This is a genomic window from Pseudomonas sp. BIC9C (genome assembly GCF_034541995.1).
GTDB classification, from domain to species: Bacteria; Pseudomonadota; Gammaproteobacteria; order Pseudomonadales; family Pseudomonadaceae; genus Aquipseudomonas; species Aquipseudomonas fluorescens_CC.
In genome coordinates, this window is sequence record NZ_JAWDGM010000001.1 from 1,137,840 (window position 1) to 1,154,321 (window position 16,482).

The following is a 16,482-nucleotide window of genomic DNA, read 5'->3' on the forward strand; positions in this document are numbered from 1 at the left end:
TGATAGAGCGAGGGAATACCGCCGACAACCCAGGCGAAACACCCTCACTCCATAAAAATGATTGCTGATGCTATCAGAGACGCAGGCGCCCGCCACGACTGCGTGCTGCTCCCAGGCCATGGGGCAACAGACTGGAACGGGTATGAGCATGGCAGATGGCAATGGCCAGGGCGTCCGAAGCATCGATCTGCGGCTTGCTGGTCAGCTTGAGCATGTGCATGACCATCATCTGCACCTGCTCCTTATTGGCCGCACCGGTACCGACGACCGCCTGCTTGACCTGGGTTGCAGTGTATTCGGCAATTTCCAGGCTTTCCTCGGCACCTGCCACGATCGCGGCGCCACGGGCCTGCCCCAGCTTCAAGGCGGAATCGGCGTTACGGGCCATGAACACCTTTTCGATCCCCATGGTCACCGGATGGTAAGTCTGGATGATCTCCCGCACCCCGCGATAGACAATCTGCAGTCGCTCATGCAGCTCGCCGGCACCGGTGCGAATGCAACCGGAGGCGACGTACTCACAGCCACGGCCGGTATCACGAACCACACCGTAACCGGTGATGCGCGAACCGGGGTCGATACCAAGAATTAAAGTCATAACGCCTGCGGGCTCAGTAAAAGCACGATATTCAATACAACGAATAACAAATGTGGGAGCGGGCTTGCTCGCGAAAGCGGTTTCATATTCAGCAACAACGTTGCCTGCAAATCCGCGTTCGCGAGCAAGCCCGCTCCCACATGGGACATTGTTGCCCTTTAGCCTAGCTGCGCGGCCACCGACTCCGGAATCTCCGCGTTGGAATAGACGTTTTGCACATCATCCAGGTCTTCGAGCATATCGATCAGCTTGAGGACTTTCTCGGCACCTTCCAGATCGAGCTCGGCGCTGGTGGTTGGCAACATGACGATTTCCGCGTCATCACCTTTGAAGCCCGCCGCTTCCAGTGCGTTACGCACGGAATAGAATCCGGCAAACGAGGTGAAAACGTCGATCGAACCGTCTTCATTGGTCACCACGTCATCGGCGTCGGCTTCCATGGCCGCTTCCATCAGCGCGTCTTCGTCAACACCGGCAGCGAAGGAAATCTGCCCCTTGCGTTCGAACAGATAGGCCACCGAACCGTCAGTCCCGAGGTTGCCACCGCACTTGCTGAACGCGTGACGAACAGCGGCTGCGGTACGGTTACGGTTGTCGGTCATGCATTCGACCATCACCGCCACGCCACCTGGACCGTAACCTTCGTAGGTCAGCTCGACCACGTCGTCCGTGTCGGCAGCGCCGGTACCGCGGGCGATAGCACGGTCGATGATGTCGCGACTCATGTTGGCACCCAGGGCCTTGTCCAGGGCCAGACGCAGGCGCGGGTTGGAGCCCGGGTCGCCACCGCCCTGACGGGCAGCAACGGTCAGCTCACGAATCCACTTGGTGAAGATCTTGCCCCTCTTGGCATCCTGACGTTCTTTGCGGTGCTTGATGTTCGCCCACTTGGAATGACCTGCCATAACTCGCTCCGAATTCTCTTTGAAACATTGCCCGCTGCGCTGTATTGCGCCGGCCGGCAAACAAAAATCTTGAACAGCTCTATCGATAAAGAAAGGGCGCATCCCGAGATGCGCCCTTCAGGTCAACGTTACTCAGCCTTAGGCGTTTCGCGCAGACGAATGTGCAGCTCGCGCAATGCCTTGGCATCCACCTGACCCGGCGCCTGGGTCATGACATCTGCCGCGCTCTGGGTTTTCGGGAAGGCGATCACCTCGCGGATCGACTGGGCGCCGGTCATCAGCATCACCAGTCGGTCCAGACCGAAGGCCAAACCACCGTGCGGCGGTGCGCCGTATTTCAGGGCGTCGAGCAGGAAGCCGAATTTCTCTTCCTGTTCCGCTTCGTTGATGCCCAGTAGACGGAACACCGACTGTTGCATCTCCTTGCGGTGGATACGGATCGAACCGCCACCCAGTTCGGTGCCGTTCAACACCATGTCGTAGGCACGGGACAGAGCGCCAGCCGGGTTGGCTTCCAGCTCTTGCGGGGTGCACTTCGGTGCGGTGAACGGGTGGTGCAAGGCGGTGAAGCTGCCGTCGTCGTTTTCTTCGAACATCGGGAAGTCGACGACCCACATGGGTGCCCACTTGCAGGTCAGCAGGTCCAGGTCGTGGCCAAGCTTGATCCGCAGCGCGCCCAGGGCTTCGCTGACGATCTTCGCCTTGTCGGCGCCGAAGAACACGATATCGCCGTCGACCGCACCGACGCGATCGAGGATCACGTTGAGGTTGGCTTCAGGAATGTTCTTCACGATTGGCGACTGCAGGCCTTCGACGCCATTGGCGCGTTCGTTGACCTTGATGTACGCCAGGCCCTTGGCACCGTAGATACCGACAAACTTGGTGTAATCGTCGATCTGCTTGCGCGGCATGCTTGCCCCGCCAGGAACGCGCAAGGCGGCGATGCGGCATTTCGGGTCATTGGCCGGGCCGCTGAACACCTTGAAGTCGACTTCCTTGAGCTGATCGGCCACGTCCACCAGTTCCAGCGGGTTACGCAGGTCTGGCTTGTCGGAACCGTAGCGGCGCATGGCTTCTTCGAAAGTCATGTGCGGGAACTCACCGAACTCCAGACCCAGCACTTCCTTGAACAGGTTGCGAATCATTTGCTCGGTCAGGCCCATGATCTCTTTTTCATCGAGGAAGCTGGTCTCGATGTCGATCTGGGTGAATTCCGGCTGACGGTCGGCACGCAGGTCTTCGTCACGGAAGCACTTGGCGATCTGGTAGTAGCGGTCGAAGCCGGCCACCATCAGCAATTGCTTGAACAGCTGCGGCGATTGCGGCAGGGCGAAGAACGAACCGGCGTGAGTGCGGCTCGGTACCAGGTAGTCGCGCGCGCCTTCAGGGGTGGCGCGGGTCAGGATCGGCGTTTCTACGTCGAGGAAGCCGTTCTCGTCGAGGAAGCGGCGGATGCTGGTGGTCATGCGCGAACGCAGGCGCAGCTTCTCGGCCATTTCCGGACGACGCAGGTCGAGGAAGCGATAACGCAGGCGGGTTTCTTCGCCGACGTCGGAGAATTCGTTCAATGGGAACGGCGGGGTTTCCGATTCGTTCAGTACTTCCAGCTCATAGCCGAGGACTTCGATCATGCCCGACGCCATGTTGGCGTTGGTTGCACCGGCCGGACGCAGGCGAACCTTGCCGGTGATCTTCACGACGTACTCGCTGCGCACGCGGTCGGCTGCGGCGAAGGTTTCAGCGCGGTCCGGATCGAACACGACCTGGGCCAGACCATCACGATCACGGATATCGAGGAAAATCACCCCACCGTGGTCACGGCGACGATGGACCCATCCGCAAAGGGTAATTTCCTGGCCGTCCAGGCTTTCGTTCAGTTGGCCGCAATAATGGCTGCGCATCATGGTCGTGGTTTCACTTCTCGTAATTCGAAATTCGGTTGGAGATCCTACAGCAGCCCCGCCTTTAAAAAAGTCGCCGGGTGATGCAAGAGCTCGCGTGTCGTTCAACTCAGGTTCAGGACCTTAGTCAGCTTTGTCGCCGCCGACCAGATTCTTCTTGGAACCGGTCTTGAAATCGGTTTCGTACCAACCCGTGCCGCTGAGGCGAAAGCCGGGCATGGACAGCAATTTTTTAAGCTCTGGCGCCTGACAGGCAGGGCAGTCGACCAGCGGTGCATCACTGATCTTTTGAATGGCTTCCAACTGATGACCACAGGAAGCACATTGATAATCGTACATCGGCATGGAGGTTGTCTCGGCGATCAGATTGCTACCGCACACGCAGGGTTTTGCGGCAAAGAGCGGGATTATATCCATTAAAATGCGGCCTGTGCAGCCGTAAGACTGCACAGGCCGACACTCTGCCGCTTTCGCCGCCCAGACCAGGCCGTGACGATGCACCCTCCTTCCTTGAGGCTGTGCACGACACAGACAATCCGCACCAACCCGCTGGAATTCCTTACTCCACCGTGGCGCAAGTGAACTTCACGATCCACATGAGATAACAGCCTACCGACCGAGCAACCGTTGACCCGGGCCATTTCCGCCAAAATATCCCAATAAACCTGCTCAAGGCGCAAACAGGTAGCGAAACCATTCAATCGTAATGAGTGAGACAAGGGCTGAGCCAACAACTTTTGGCAGCCCCCTCGGAGAACGCCCTACCCTGGCAAGCCTGCGGCCTTACCCTAACCCCGAAACTTCGGGCAACCTGCGGCAATTTGCCCGCAAAAGAGCCGCCGGACGCCCTGATTTGAGTAGCCTGCGGCTTTGCTGTTAAATAGACAGCGTGTCGCCAGTGCCTATTTTTCCGGGCATGGCGCATAGGCTGATACCGGGCACGTGTCCAACGCCTCTTTATTGTTTTGAAGCGAACCGTGCGCCATCAGCTCTTCCTTGTGAACTGTCTTAACGTGAGTCAATCAAAATGTTGAAAATCGTCCATCTACTGATAGGCGCAGCGGCCTTGCTGCTGTCCTTCATCCCTAGCCTGCAATCCGAAGCCTTGCCTTACCTGCAACAACCTGACGCGCTGTACCTGGCCTTTTTCGGCCTGCTCAATCTCACACTCGCACCTGTCATCCCTTACTGGAACAAAGGTCCGCGCCACCAACTGCAAAACCTGGTCAGCGCCCTGCTGGTTCTGGCGGTAGTCCTGCAAACCCTGACACTGATCGCACCGATGCCTGTCATCGCCGGTCAACCCGCCGTGCTGTTCAGCCTGGTCGCAGCCCTGATCGCCGTTGCCCTGCATCTGGGCATCAGCTTCTACAAATCGTCACCCGTTGCCGCCTCGCCAAGCTACGACATGAGCAACCGCGATACTGGCACCGTGAAATGGTTCAACACGTCCAAAGGCTTTGGCTTCATTTCCCGCGACTCCGGCGACGATATCTTCGTCCACTTCCGGGCCATTCGCGGTGAAGGTCACCGCGTCCTGGTAGAAGGCCAGCGCGTGGAGTTCTCTGTCATGAATCGTGACAAGGGCCTGCAAGCCGAAGATGTGATCGCCGCGCTGCCACGCCGCTGATTCAAAGCTGAAAAAAACCGCGCACAGCCGAGCTGTCCGCGGTTTTTTCATGCCTGCGCGTCGCTCAATAGTGCGGCGGCGGCGCTTCCTCTTCGAACGACTCGAACTGGCCGACCATTTCCTCCTGGCGCTTGAGCAGCGCAGCCATTTGCAGTTGCAGACGCTCGACCACCCGTTGCTGCTCGACCAGGACATCATTCAATGCCTGGACGGTGTCATCCTGAAAGGCCAGGCGGCTTTCAAGATCGGTAACGCGTTCTTCCAGGCTCATGATTCAACCCTCCAGAAACGTAAAACCATCGGTCAATATCAGGCGCAAACGTTCGCGAATGGCGGCAACCTGCTCCGATTCATAGGGCTTTGCTGGATGCTTGCCCCAAACCGGTGCTGGCCAGGCGGCATCTTCGCGCTTGCGCACAATCACATGCATGTGCAACTGGCTGACGACATTGCCCAGCGCCGCAACATTCAATTTGTCCGCGTCGAACGAGTCCTTGAGCACTTGCGAAAGCACCGTCGTCTCTTGCCAAAGCTGCTGCTGGTCTGCGACACCCAACTGAAATATCTCACTGATAGCCTCACGACGAGGTACCAGGATGAACCAGGGATAGTTCGAATCGTTGGACAACAGCAACCGGCAGAGCGGAAAGTCCCCGATCGGTAACGTGTCTTGTTGAAGTCGTGGATCTAAAGCGAACACTGCGTACACTCCCACCGGGGCATCATTTTTCAGCTTAGCGCCCATCCGGAGGGACAGCGCACCAAGCGACCGGACGGCAGCATACCTGCGAACGGCGCACGCTTCACGGCGAACCTTGCGCAGCGGCCACGAGCGCAAGCGAAAAACTGACACCCCGCCCCCGGATGAGACACTTTTCGCTGCCGCGCACCATGACAGCACCGATCAACCGGAAAAATTGCCGAAATGACTGATTCACAACGAAGTGTTCGCGCAAGACAAGCGATCAACCGGGATGAGCTCAGTACAGGGCGAAAAATTTTTTGCACCAAAACCGCACAGTGGGTCTACGCTGATTGCTTCGACATCCGCCGTTTACTCACTGGCGGGGTGAACCGGTAACATTTTTGGTTGTCAGGCAGTCGACCAGAAGGGTGCAACATGATGCCAGGCAAGGCGTCAAGCCCATACTAAACGTGCTTGAACCCCCCGGTTTTATGAGGTTTTTACAGCGTCAGACCGTCAACCTGAAAAAAAATGCAACAAGGCTCGATTTTGCGCATGCTTATTGCATTAATACCCAACATCACCTGAGTGACACCCGCTGGAAGCGGAGGTCTTCAGGCAAAAAAAGACAGTGGCAAGGTAGCCCGATGGAGATTCAAACGTTTCACCAGGACTCTTTTTACCGGCGCCAAGGCTCAGAAAACAGCATTAAAGTTGTCAGCCCGGTTGCGTCGGAGCTGGAAATTTGCGACATCTATCTCGCTGTTTGCGACAGGGTCGTAAAGAAGGCGAAAGGTTAGATACGCAAGTATCGCCAACATTGTCGGCGTGATATAAGTTTGCGCCGACACAAAAAGAAAGAGCCGCCCAGATAATAAATCAGGTGGGACGGCAGTACTCTTCTAAAACCAAAGGAGCAAATCACGATGCGCGTGATGAAGTGGAGCATGATCGCACTGGCAGTTGCAGCAGCAGCCAGTACTCAATTGGCAGTAGCCGCACCTTTCGTAAGCGACCAGGCCGAAGCCAAAGGTTTCGTTGAAGACAGCAAACTCGACTTGCTGGTTCGCAACTACTACTACAACCGTAACAAGAAAAACGGCGCAACCGACGACAAAGACTGGACCCAGGGCATTCAGGGCATGTACAGCTCGGGTTACACCCAAGGTCTGATCGGTGTTGGCGTTGAAGCTTGGGGCCAACTGGCCATTAAGCTGGACGGTTCCGACAAATATGCTGGCACCGGCAACATGTCCGTGGATTCCGATGGCGAAGTCAACAACAGCCAGGGCAAAGCCGGCGCTGCCGCCAAGTTCCGCATCTCCAAGACCGAGCTGAAAATCGGCGACATGCAGCCAAGAACTGCTCCGGTGTTCGCTGTTGGCGGCTCCCGTATCCTTCACCAAACTGCCAGCGGTATCCAACTGCAGAGCAGCGAAGTCAAAGACCTCGACCTCGAAGCCGGCCACTTCTACTCGGCAACCAGCCAGGACCGCAACGCTCGTGATGGCGAACTGTTCGCTACTTACGCTGGCGTGACTGCCAACTCCATCGACTACTTCGGTGGCAAATACGGCATTACTCCTGACCTGAGCGTATCGCTGTACGGTGCCAAGCTCGAAGACGTCTGGAACCAGTACTACGCCAACGCGAACTACACCCTCGCACTGGGCGGCGACAACTCGATCAACTTCGACGGTAACATCTACAACACTCGCGACACCGGTAACGCTAAAGCAGGCGACATCAACAACACCGCCTACTCCCTGGCTGCTGCTTACTCGTTCCTGAAAGCACACACCCTGACCCTGGCCTTCCAGAAGGTCAACGGCGATACCCCGTTCGACTACATCGGTGTGGGTGACAACAACCGTGGTGGCGACTCGATCTTCCTCGCCAACTCCATCCAGTACTCTGACTTCAACGCCCCTGGCGAGAAGTCGGTACAAGCCCGTTACGACCTGAAAATGGCCGAGTACGGCGTACCTGGCCTGAGCTTCATGGTCCGTTACGTGAATGGCTGGAACATCGACGGTACCAACACTCCATCGAACAGCACCTACACCGGTCTGTACGGTGCAGACGGCAAACACCACGAAACCAACGTGGAAGCCAAGTACGTCATTCAATCCGGCCCAGCCAAGGATCTGTCGTTCCGCATCCGTCAAGCATGGCACACCGCCAATGCTGACGAAGGTGAAGGCGATATCTCTGAGTTCCGCCTGATCACCGACTACCCACTCAACATTCTGTAATCACAGAAAGTTAGTTTGCGGTAATCAAAAAAAGGCCCATCTTCGGATGGGCCTTTTTCGTTGGTGTGACAACAGTGTGTTTAAACGATCAGATCCATGCAGAACATGCCTGACCCAATAGTCAGGCATTGACCAGAAAACCAATCACTGCGCAGCAGATTCCTGAACCACGCGAATAACCCGCTGTGGAAATGGAATATCGATGCCGGCCTCTCTCAGACGATCACGGGATAGTTCGTTGAACATGAACATCACATCCCAATAATCCGCCGTCTTCACCCAGACTCGCAGGGAAACAGTGATAGAACTGTCACCCAATGTCGAAATGACGGCCTGAGGTGCCGGGTCAGTCAAAACACGCGAATCCTTGGCCAACTCCAACAACACTTCTCGGGCTTTCTGCAAGTCTGCTTCGTAATCGACGCCTACATCAAACACCACTTTGCGGGTCGGCTGACGATTGGTATTGGTGATAATGCCGTTCGACAGATTACCGTTGGGCACGATGATGGTTTTGTTGTCACCAGTGCGCAGTACGGTATGGAAAATCTGGATGCTGTCGACAGTACCGGCGACACCTTGAGCCTCGATCCAGTCACCAATACGAAACGGACGGAACAGCAAAATCAGCACGCCGCCCGCGAAGTTCGCCAGACTGCCCTGCAAGGCCAGGCCAATGGCCAGGCCCGCCGCACCAATCGCCGCTACAAACGAAGTGGTTTCCACACCGATCATCGAGGCCACGCTGACGATCAGCAGGATCTTGAGGATGATGTTCGCCAGGCTGCTGATGAAGCCTTGCAGCGCCAGGTCGGCATTACGCAATGCAATCAGGCCGCCGAGCTTTTTCGTGACTTTGTTGATCAGCCACCAGCCGATGGCCAGGGTGATGACCGCCAGCAGTACACGACTGCCGTATTCCATGATCATCGGGATCCAGGTTTGGGATACCTTGACCAGATTGTCTACCTCAGCATTTAAGTCCATCTGCTTACTCCTTTTTCCGGCTATCCGGCATGCGTAAAAAAAAGCGGCAGAAAGATCGAACCGCGACGGGCTCAATCGTTTCTGCCGTTGCCTGGGCCTCCGACGTCGCAAACGCCAAGAGGTTCCCGCTTTTCAGGTCAGTCGCGGAAGTTGTTGAACTGCAGCGGCATACCGAATTCCTTGGCCCGCAACACTGCAATGGCTTCTTGCAGGTCATCACGCTTTTTACCGGTAATACGCACCTGCTCGCCCTGAATGGCAGCCTGGACCTTGAGCTTGGCGTCTTTGACGTGAGCGACGATTTTCTTCGCCAGTTCCTTGTCGATGCCTTCCTTGAGGACCGCTTCCTGCTTCATCAACTTGCCCGAAGCGAACGCGTCCTTGACTTCAAGGCACTGCACGTCGATTTTGCGCTTGACCAGCGCCAGCTTGAGGATCTCAATCATTGCTTCGAGCTGGAAATCCGCCTCAGCGGTCAGGTTGACGGTCAGGTCTTTTTCCTTGAACTCGAAGCTGCCTTTGCCTTTCAGGTCATAACGACGATCGAGTTCCTTGACGGCGTTCTCGACCGCGTTGGTGACTTCGTGTTTGTCCAGTTCGGATACCACGTCGAACGACGGCATGTAATCTCTCCAAATTTAAAGGCGCACTGATGGAGCACGCCTGGCTTGCGGTTAAAATCCGCGCTGATTATAACGGGTCTTTCCCATCATTCACTGTGAGCTGCCGATGCACGCCTTAAACAGAGCAAAAAGCTGATGTCTACCACCTGGCATGTTCTGGGCGCCGGCAGCCTCGGCACTTTATGGGCGACACGCCTGGCACGGACTGGCGTGCCGGTCAGGCTGATCCTGCGGGACATCGCGAGACTGCAGGCCTATGAGGCGGCCGGTGGATTGACACTGGTGGAACACGGCGAGGCGCAACACTATGCCGTGCCCGCCGAGACAGCCGACAGCAGCCAACCAATCAACCGCCTGCTGGTGGCGTGCAAAGCCTACGATACCGAAAGTGCGGTAGCCCGAGTGGCACCACGCCTGGCCCCAGGCGCTGAACTGATCCTGCTGCAAAATGGCCTGGGCAGTCAGGACGCGGTGGCCGCACAGGTTCCTCAGGCACGCTGCATCTATGCGTCGAGCACCGAAGGCGCCTTCCGCGAAGGCGATTGGCGCGTGGTGTTTGCCGGACATGGCTTCACCTGGCTGGGGGATGCGAGCCATCCGGTCGCACCGATCTGGCTCGACGACCTGAGCGCTGCCGGCATCCCCCACGAATGGAGCACCGAAATCCTGACCAGGCTGTGGCGCAAACTCGCCCTGAACTGTGCGATCAATCCGCTGACGGTGCTGCACGATTGCCGCAACGGCGGTTTGCAGCAACATCACTGCGAAGTCGCCACCCTGTGCGGCGAACTGGTGGAGTTGCTTGAGCGTTGTGGTCAGCCGGCAGCGGCCGAAAACCTGCAGCAGGAAGTCGAACGGGTGATCCACGCCACTGCTGCCAACTACTCGTCGATGCATCAGGACGTCTCAAGCCAGCGCCGCACAGAAATCAGCTACCTGCTGGGTTATGCCTGTAAAGTTGCCGGGCGTCATCAACTGAACCTGCCTCACCTCAATCAGCTTGAGTCAAGGTTGATTGCTCGCCTGCAAAGCCTTGGATTGCCCAGCGACTGAGCAGCGGCTACGCTGGCCACTTGTTCCTTTTTTGCGATGAATCCGATGCCATTGCGCCAGCGCCTTGAAAACCTGCCCGTCGGCCAGAAACTGCTAGCCGCCCTGCTGGTACTGATGGTCACCGTCCTGCTGGTTGCCAACCTGACCTTTATCAGCGCCGCGTACTACATCTCCCAGGAAAGCATGGCGCCCCAGGCCCTGCAGACCATCGGCCGACTGGTATCCAACCCGAGCCTGGCCTCCGAAGCCCTGGCGTCACCACAAAGCGCCGAGCGCCTGCTGCAGGAGCTCAACAGCTATTCGCCGCTGCGTGCGGCAGCCCTGTATGACGGCAAGGGCGAGCAACTGGCGCAATTGCAGCATGGCGACACCCTGGAGCTGCCCAAGCGTTTCCGGCATGTCGAAGACTGGCAGGCCACCGAGTTTCGTACCAATCAAGTCATCACCCTGCCCCGCCCCGGCACAGCACCAGGGCACCTGCTGCTGGTGGCCACGAGCGAACTGCCAGTGGCGTTTTACACCGGGACCCTGACGGCCAGCCTGGGCATTCTGATCTTCAGTGTGCTGCTGTGGCTGATCATTGCCCGCCAGATCAAGCGCCTGATTACCCGGCCGATCCACCAACTCGAAGAGCTGTCCCGCCAGGTAACCCGTGAAGAAAACTACGCACTGCGCGCTTCGCGAGGAAACCACGATGAAATCGGCAGCCTCGCCGAGGCGTTCAACACCATGCTTTCGCGAATCGAGGCCCGGGAGCAGCAACTCAAGCGGGCTCGGGACGACTCCCAGGCGGCCTACGACCAGGCCCAGGGGCTGGCCGAAGAAACCCGCCATACCAACCGCAAACTGGAGCTCGAAGTCCAGGTGCGCAGCAAGATCGAGAAAAAGCTCACCGGCTTCCAGAACTACCTCAACAGTATCATCGACTCCATGCCGTCGGCGCTGATCGCCCTCGACGAGCAGCTCTACGTGACGCAATGGAACCAGGAGGCCAGCGCCCTGTCCGGCACACGCCTCGATGAAGCCCTGAACCAGCCCATCTTCCTTGCCTTCGAACCGCTCAAGCCATTTTTGCCGCAACTCAAGCAAACGGTCGAGCAGCATACGGTGGCCAAAATCGAACGTGTCACCTGGCTCAAGGACGATGAACCCCGCCACTACGCCCTGACTTTCTATCCGTTGATGGGCGGTGCCGGGCGTGGCGTGGTGATCCGGATCGACGACATCACCCAGCGCCTGTCCCTGGAAGAGATGATGGTGCAGTCGGAGAAAATGCTTTCGGTCGGGGGGCTTGCCGCCGGCATGGCCCACGAGATCAACAACCCGCTGGGTGCGATCCTGCACAACGTGCAAAACATTCGCCGACGCCTGTCCCCTGACCTGCCGAAGAACCTTGAGGTGGCCGAACAGGCCGGAATCGAACTGGCGACAGTCAATCAATATCTGCAAATCCGCGAAGTGCCCCAGTTGCTCGACGGCATCCAGCAGGCCGGTGCCCGGGCCGCCAAAATCGTGACCCACATGCTCAGTTTCAGCCGTCGCAGCACCCGCCAAATGGCCCCGTGCGATCTGCCCGCGCTGATCGACCAGGCCGTGGAGATCGCCGGTAACGATTTCGACCTGGCGATCGGCTTCGACTTCAAGGGCCAGGCCATCGTTCGACAGTTCGATCCTGCGCTGGGACCGGTTCCCGGCACCGCCAACGAACTGGAGCAAGTGCTGCTCAACCTGTTGAAAAACGCCGCGCAAGCCATTCACCAGCGCGAAGACGACAGCGAGCCTGGACGGATCATCCTGCGCACCAGGCTGAATCCGCCGTGGGCGGAAATTCAGGTCGAGGACAACGGCATCGGCATGAGCGAGAGCGTGCGCAAACGGACCTTCGAACCTTTCTTCACCACCAAGGAAATCGGCCAGGGCACCGGACTTGGGCTGTCGGTGTCGTACTTCATCGTCACCAATAACCACAAGGGGCAGATGGAAGTGCAATCGACTCTTGGCCAAGGCACCTGCTTCACCTTGCGCCTGCCCCTGGCGAGTACCCCACCTGTCTCGCAACAACTCAATCTGCTATCGAGGTAACCATGGGCTTTCGTTTGTCGAAGATTTACACCCGCACTGGCGACAAAGGCGAGACCGGTCTGGGCGATGGCCGTCGCGTGCCCAAGGATCACCCGCGGATCGAGGCCATTGGCGAAGTCGATACGCTGAACAGTCAGGTGGGCGTGTTGCTGGCCGGGTTGGCGGCACAAACCCATGCCATTTCAGGCTTGCAGGAAGTGATCGATGTTTTGGCGCCATGCCAGCACCGATTGTTCGACCTCGGTGGCGAACTGGCGATGCCGGAGTATCAGGCGTTGAATGCGGCGGAAATCGAACGCCTGGAAGACGCAATCGATGTGTGGAATGAAGAGTTGGGCCCGCTGGAGAACTTCATCCTGCCCGGTGGTTCGACGCTGATTGCCCAGGCTCATGTCTGCCGCAGCCTGGCGCGCAGCGCGGAGCGGCGGTGTCAGCAACTCAATGCGATCGAGCCGTTGGCCGGGGTTGGCCTGGCGTACATCAATCGGTTGTCGGATTTGTTGTTTGTTGCCGCGCGGTTGATTGCCAAGCGGCAGGGAGTAGCGGAGATTCTTTGGCAGCCTGCGGCGAAACCTGAGGCTTAGTCGGCGCCTGTCAGGGCCCCTTCGCGAGCAAGCCCGCTCCCACAAGGATTGTTGGTGTTCACACAATCTGTGTTTAACCTTGAACATTGTGGGAGCGGGCTTGCTCGCGAAGGGGCCTGTAGCATCACCCTGGAATCACGCCTCAGGCCAAAATGCCCGAATCCCCGCCACCCCCTGCGCACCCGCAGCCCAGGCTTTCTCGATCTCCGACGGGCCTACACCACCGAGCAGGAACACTGGCTTGCTGAACCCGTCGATCAAGCTCGACGCCTGTTCCCAACCCAACGGCTCGGCGCCAGGGTGAGTCTGGGTTGGCTGAACCGGCGACAGGGTCACGAAATCCACCCCCATCTGTTCGGCCAGCGCCAGCTCTTCAGCGTTATGGCACGACGCCGCAAGCCAGCGCGATGCCGGTAACGGTCGCCCGGCCGCTGCGTATTTGCGCAACTGCGCCGAGGTAATGTGCCAACCCGCAGCCGGGAAGTCGCCCAGCCATTCGAACGGCCCCTTGATCATCAATTGCGCCTTGCCGGCACACAAACCCACCGCATCGACAGCCAGGTCGCGATACTTCGGATCGTAACCGTTCGGTGCACGCAACTGGATAAGCTTGATGCCGCCGGCAATAGCCCTCTGGATACCACGCAGCAACGCTGGAGTTTCCAGGTCTTCCGGCGTGATCAAGTACTGAGCGGGTAATTTTGCAGCCGCGACGATCGGCTGATTGGCCGAGGGGAACTCGTAACTCGACAAATCACGCGGTGCAACCCAGGCCAGCGGTTGTCCCTCGGCACCGTGGGGCTCGCCGGTAAACGCCGAGACTTCCCAGACATCCAGCAACACCTGCTTGTCCGGGTAATCGTGCCGAATCCTGATCAGCGGGCGCGCCGCGCCGACCACGATGCCCAGCTCTTCATGGAGTTCGCGGGCCAGTGCGGTTTCGACCGATTCGTCGGCCTCGACCTTGCCCCCGGGAAACTCCCACAGGCCGCCCTGGTGCTGTGACTCGGCACGACGGGCGATCAGGATCTGGCCACTGCCATCGCGGATGACGGCAGCGGCGACATGAACTCGTTTCACCTTTGCAACTCCTCCAGACCGGCCTTCTGCCAGGCCTTGAACGCCGGCCATTGGTAGAGGGTCTCGACATAGGCCTCGTCCATGGCAGACAGTTTCACCTGATAGGTGCGCAAGCGCACGGCAATCGGTGCAAAGAACACATCAGCCAGACTGATACGACCAAACAGGTACGGCCCGGTTTCTGTCGCGGCAGCACGGCACTCGGCCCACAGTGCCGACATGCGTTCGATGTCGGCCTGAACGTCAGCCGGAACCGGCGACAACGGGGCGTCATGGCTCAGGTCAAACGGCATGTTGCCGCGCATGGCGAAGAATCCGCTATGCATTTGCGCACATGCCGAGCGCGCCTGGGCGCGGGCGGCGATGTCCTTCGGCCAGAGACCCGGGAACTGTTCTGCCAGGTATTCGGCTATCGCCAGGGAGTCGGCGATGGTGCCGTGTTCGGTTTTCAGCAGCGGGACCTTGCCCGTTGGCGAATGCTTGAGCAGACGCTCGCGGGTGTCCGGCTGGTTCAGTTTGATCAGTTCTTCGGTGTAGGCCGCGCCGGTCAGATCCAGAGCCAGGGCGCCGCGCAGGGACCAGGAAGAAAGCAGTTTGTCGCCGATGATCAGGTGCAGGCTCATGTTCGGGGTGCCTTCTCGTCAGGGTAACAAGCAAGAATATCCAGCGTTTGGTCGTCAGCCTTCGCGAGCAAGCCCGCTCCCACAGTTGATCGGACAGTACTCACATTTTGTGTTCACTGAAGATCTCCTGTGGGAGCGGGCTTGCTCGCGAATGGGACGACTCGGTCTTTAACCGTGTATCAAGTACGGTACTCGGCGTTGATCTTCACGTATTCGTGGGACAGGTCGGTAGTCCAGATGGTTTCGCTGCAATCGCCGCGACCCAACTCGATACGGATGGTGATTTCTTCCTGCTGCATCACCGCCGCGCCCTGGGCTTCGGTGTAGGTTGCCGCGCGCGCGCCGCGGCTGGCAATGCACACTTCACCGAGGAACACGTCGATCTTGCTCACGTCCAGGTTCGGAACACCGGCACGGCCAACAGCGGCCAGGATACGGCCCCAGTTCGGGTCGGAAGCAAACAGTGCGGTCTTGATCAGCGGCGAGTGAGCCACGGTGTAACCGACGTCCAGGCACTCCTGGTGATTACCGCCACCGTTGACTTCAACGGTGACGAACTTGGTCGCGCCTTCGCCATCGCGAACGATGGCCTGGGCCACGTCCATGCACACTTCGAACACCGCTTGCTTCAATTTGGCGAACAACTCGCCTTCGGCGCGGGTGATTTCCGGCAGCGCGGCCTGACCCGTGGCGATCAGCATGCAGCAGTCGTTGGTCGACGTATCACCATCGATGGTGATGCGGTTGAACGACTTGTTGGCGCCATCGAGCATCAGGTTTTGCAGCACGTCGCGGGAAACCTTGGCGTCGGTGGCGATGTAACCGAGCATGGTGGCCATGTTCGGGCGAATCATGCCGGCGCCTTTGCTGATGCCGGTAACGGTGATGGTCACACCGTCGTGCTGGAACTGACGACTGGCACCTTTTGGCAAAGTGTCGGTGGTCATGATGCCGGTGGCGGCAGCTTCCCAGTTGTGGATCGACAGATCATCGAGGGCAGCTTGCAGCGCACCTTCGATTTTCTCCACAGGCAGCGGCTCGCCGATCACACCGGTGGAGTACGGCAGCACCTGGCTGGCATCGACACCGGTCAGTTCAGCCAGTTTGGCGCAGGTGCGCTCGGCGGCGGCCAGGCCAGGCTCGCCCGTGCCGGCGTTGGCATTGCCAGTGTTGGTCAGCAGGTAACGCACAGGGCCTTGTACGCGTTGCTTGGCCAGGATCACCGGTGCGGCGCAAAAGGCGTTCAAGGTGAACACGCCGGCAACCGTGGAGCCTTCAACACAGCGCATGACCACAACATCCTTGCGCCCCGGGCGCTTGATGCCGGCCGAGGCGATACCGAGTTCAAAACCGGCAACCGGGTGCAACGTTGGCAAAGGACCAAGACCAACAGCCATGAATGCGCTCCTTTATAAATAATGTCAGCACCGCTCAAGGGAAACGGTGGTTCGAATGGTAAAACGCCGCGACGGCAGA

16 protein-coding genes and 1 pseudogene are annotated in these 16,482 nt (G+C 58.5%); 5 read left to right on the forward strand and 12 right to left on the reverse strand.

Annotated features, from left to right (window positions below; genetic code table 11):
- Positions 1-73: 73 nt before the first annotated feature.
- The 5 genes and pseudogenes from ruvC to RS887_RS05440 form a co-directional block, all read right to left on the reverse strand.
- Entirely contained in the window at positions 74-598 is a 525-nt protein-coding gene (gene ruvC / locus RS887_RS05420; protein ID WP_008015799.1) for a crossover junction endodeoxyribonuclease RuvC, read from the reverse strand.
- 158 nt (positions 599-756) lie between these two features.
- Positions 757-1,503 carry a YebC/PmpR family DNA-binding transcriptional regulator gene (locus RS887_RS05425; protein WP_007977329.1) on the reverse strand — a complete coding sequence of 249 codons (747 nt, stop codon included), beginning with the start codon at positions 1,501-1,503 and terminating at the stop codon, positions 757-759.
- 128 nt (positions 1,504-1,631) lie between these two features.
- Positions 1,632-3,407, reverse strand: coding sequence for an aspartate--tRNA ligase (aspS, locus tag RS887_RS05430; RefSeq protein WP_008015797.1), 1,776 nt, complete (start codon positions 3,405-3,407; stop codon positions 1,632-1,634).
- A 120-nt stretch (positions 3,408-3,527) separates the two neighbouring features.
- Positions 3,528-3,749: a zinc ribbon domain-containing protein gene (locus tag RS887_RS05435; RefSeq protein ID WP_322614659.1), complete on the reverse strand. Its 222-nt coding sequence runs from the start codon at positions 3,747-3,749 to the stop codon at positions 3,528-3,530.
- A gap of 140 nt (positions 3,750-3,889) precedes the next feature.
- Positions 3,890-4,135, reverse strand: a pseudogene (locus tag RS887_RS05440) (ribbon-helix-helix domain-containing protein); the annotation flags it as partial.
- A gap of 296 nt (positions 4,136-4,431) precedes the next feature.
- Between RS887_RS05440 and RS887_RS05445 the strand changes: the two are divergent.
- On the forward strand, positions 4,432-5,034 hold the full coding sequence (locus RS887_RS05445; RefSeq protein WP_008015795.1) for a cold-shock protein: 603 nt from the start codon (positions 4,432-4,434) through the stop codon (positions 5,032-5,034).
- Positions 5,035-5,098: 64 nt separating this feature from the next.
- On the opposite strand, the gene RS887_RS05450 is transcribed toward RS887_RS05445, so the two are convergent.
- Together RS887_RS05450 and RS887_RS05455 are read right to left on the reverse strand one after the other, a co-directional pair.
- Positions 5,099-5,305 (reverse strand): SlyX family protein, encoded by a 207-nt coding sequence (locus RS887_RS05450; protein WP_322614660.1) that lies wholly within the window; start codon positions 5,303-5,305, stop codon positions 5,099-5,101.
- A gap of 3 nt (positions 5,306-5,308) precedes the next feature.
- Positions 5,309-5,734 (reverse strand): HIT domain-containing protein, encoded by a 426-nt coding sequence (locus RS887_RS05455; RefSeq protein ID WP_322614661.1) that lies wholly within the window; start codon positions 5,732-5,734, stop codon positions 5,309-5,311.
- Positions 5,735-6,645: 911 nt separating this feature from the next.
- On the opposite strand from RS887_RS05455, the gene RS887_RS05460 reads away from it, so the two are divergent.
- Entirely contained in the window at positions 6,646-7,974 is a 1,329-nt protein-coding gene (locus RS887_RS05460; RefSeq protein ID WP_322614662.1) for an OprD family porin, read from the forward strand.
- Positions 7,975-8,118: 144 nt separating this feature from the next.
- On the opposite strand, the gene RS887_RS05465 is transcribed toward RS887_RS05460, so the two are convergent.
- Positions 8,119-8,961: a mechanosensitive ion channel family protein gene (locus RS887_RS05465; protein ID WP_322614663.1), complete on the reverse strand. Its 843-nt coding sequence runs from the start codon at positions 8,959-8,961 to the stop codon at positions 8,119-8,121.
- A 137-nt stretch (positions 8,962-9,098) separates the two neighbouring features.
- The gene (locus RS887_RS05470; RefSeq protein ID WP_007977344.1) at positions 9,099-9,584 is read right to left on the reverse strand and encodes a YajQ family cyclic di-GMP-binding protein; all 486 of its coding nucleotides are present in this window, start codon (positions 9,582-9,584) and stop codon (positions 9,099-9,101) included.
- Positions 9,585-9,719: 135 nt separating this feature from the next.
- Between RS887_RS05470 and RS887_RS05475 the strand changes: the two genes are divergently transcribed.
- From RS887_RS05475 to RS887_RS05485, 3 genes are read left to right on the forward strand one after another with little or no spacing between them, the layout of a single operon-like run.
- A complete protein-coding gene (locus RS887_RS05475) occupies positions 9,720-10,637 on the forward strand; it encodes a putative 2-dehydropantoate 2-reductase (protein WP_322614664.1) in 918 nt (305 codons plus the stop codon).
- A gap of 45 nt (positions 10,638-10,682) precedes the next feature.
- Positions 10,683-12,719, forward strand: a complete 2,037-nt coding sequence (locus tag RS887_RS05480) for a sensor histidine kinase (protein WP_322614665.1) — start codon at positions 10,683-10,685, stop codon at positions 12,717-12,719.
- A 2-nt stretch (positions 12,720-12,721) separates the two neighbouring features.
- Positions 12,722-13,303, forward strand: coding sequence for a cob(I)yrinic acid a,c-diamide adenosyltransferase (locus RS887_RS05485; RefSeq protein WP_322614666.1), 582 nt, complete (start codon positions 12,722-12,724; stop codon positions 13,301-13,303).
- 135 nt (positions 13,304-13,438) lie between these two features.
- On the opposite strand, the gene RS887_RS05490 is transcribed toward RS887_RS05485, so the two are convergent.
- The 3 genes from RS887_RS05490 to argJ form a co-directional block, all read right to left on the reverse strand.
- Positions 13,439-14,383, reverse strand: coding sequence for a Nudix family hydrolase (locus tag RS887_RS05490; protein WP_322614667.1), 945 nt, complete (start codon positions 14,381-14,383; stop codon positions 13,439-13,441).
- Complete coding sequence (locus tag RS887_RS05495; protein WP_008015780.1) at positions 14,380-15,006, reverse strand: glutathione S-transferase family protein; 627 nt, start codon at positions 15,004-15,006, stop codon at positions 14,380-14,382. The genes RS887_RS05490 and RS887_RS05495 overlap by 4 nt, the downstream gene beginning before the upstream one ends.
- Positions 15,007-15,185: 179 nt before the next feature.
- Positions 15,186-16,403 (reverse strand): bifunctional glutamate N-acetyltransferase/amino-acid acetyltransferase ArgJ, encoded by a 1,218-nt coding sequence (gene argJ / locus RS887_RS05500; RefSeq protein ID WP_108215085.1) that lies wholly within the window; start codon positions 16,401-16,403, stop codon positions 15,186-15,188.
- Between the last annotated feature and the right edge of the window lie 79 nt (positions 16,404-16,482).

What these genes read in the sequence shown, in the direction of transcription:
- ruvC (WP_008015799.1), bottom strand. Translation starts at nt 598, where the DNA reads ATGACTTTAATTCTTGGTATCGACCCCGGTTCGCGCATCACCGGTTAC.
- RS887_RS05425 (WP_007977329.1), bottom strand. Translation starts at nt 1,503, where the DNA reads ATGGCAGGTCATTCCAAGTGGGCGAACATCAAGCACCGCAAAGAACGT.
- aspS (WP_008015797.1), bottom strand. Translation starts at nt 3,407, where the DNA reads ATGATGCGCAGCCATTATTGCGGCCAACTGAACGAAAGCCTGGACGGC.
- RS887_RS05435 (WP_322614659.1), bottom strand. Translation starts at nt 3,749, where the DNA reads ATGCCGATGTACGATTATCAATGTGCTTCCTGTGGTCATCAGTTGGAA.
- RS887_RS05445 (WP_008015795.1), top strand. Translation starts at nt 4,432, where the DNA reads ATGTTGAAAATCGTCCATCTACTGATAGGCGCAGCGGCCTTGCTGCTG.
- RS887_RS05450 (WP_322614660.1), bottom strand. Translation starts at nt 5,305, where the DNA reads ATGAGCCTGGAAGAACGCGTTACCGATCTTGAAAGCCGCCTGGCCTTT.
- RS887_RS05460 (WP_322614662.1), top strand. Translation starts at nt 6,646, where the DNA reads ATGCGCGTGATGAAGTGGAGCATGATCGCACTGGCAGTTGCAGCAGCA.
- RS887_RS05465 (WP_322614663.1), bottom strand. Translation starts at nt 8,961, where the DNA reads ATGGACTTAAATGCTGAGGTAGACAATCTGGTCAAGGTATCCCAAACC.
- RS887_RS05470 (WP_007977344.1), bottom strand. Translation starts at nt 9,584, where the DNA reads ATGCCGTCGTTCGACGTGGTATCCGAACTGGACAAACACGAAGTCACC.
- RS887_RS05475 (WP_322614664.1), top strand. Translation starts at nt 9,720, where the DNA reads ATGTCTACCACCTGGCATGTTCTGGGCGCCGGCAGCCTCGGCACTTTA.
- RS887_RS05480 (WP_322614665.1), top strand. Translation starts at nt 10,683, where the DNA reads ATGCCATTGCGCCAGCGCCTTGAAAACCTGCCCGTCGGCCAGAAACTG.
- RS887_RS05485 (WP_322614666.1), top strand. Translation starts at nt 12,722, where the DNA reads ATGGGCTTTCGTTTGTCGAAGATTTACACCCGCACTGGCGACAAAGGC.
- RS887_RS05495 (WP_008015780.1), bottom strand. Translation starts at nt 15,006, where the DNA reads ATGAGCCTGCACCTGATCATCGGCGACAAACTGCTTTCTTCCTGGTCC.
- argJ (WP_108215085.1), bottom strand. Translation starts at nt 16,403, where the DNA reads ATGGCTGTTGGTCTTGGTCCTTTGCCAACGTTGCACCCGGTTGCCGGT.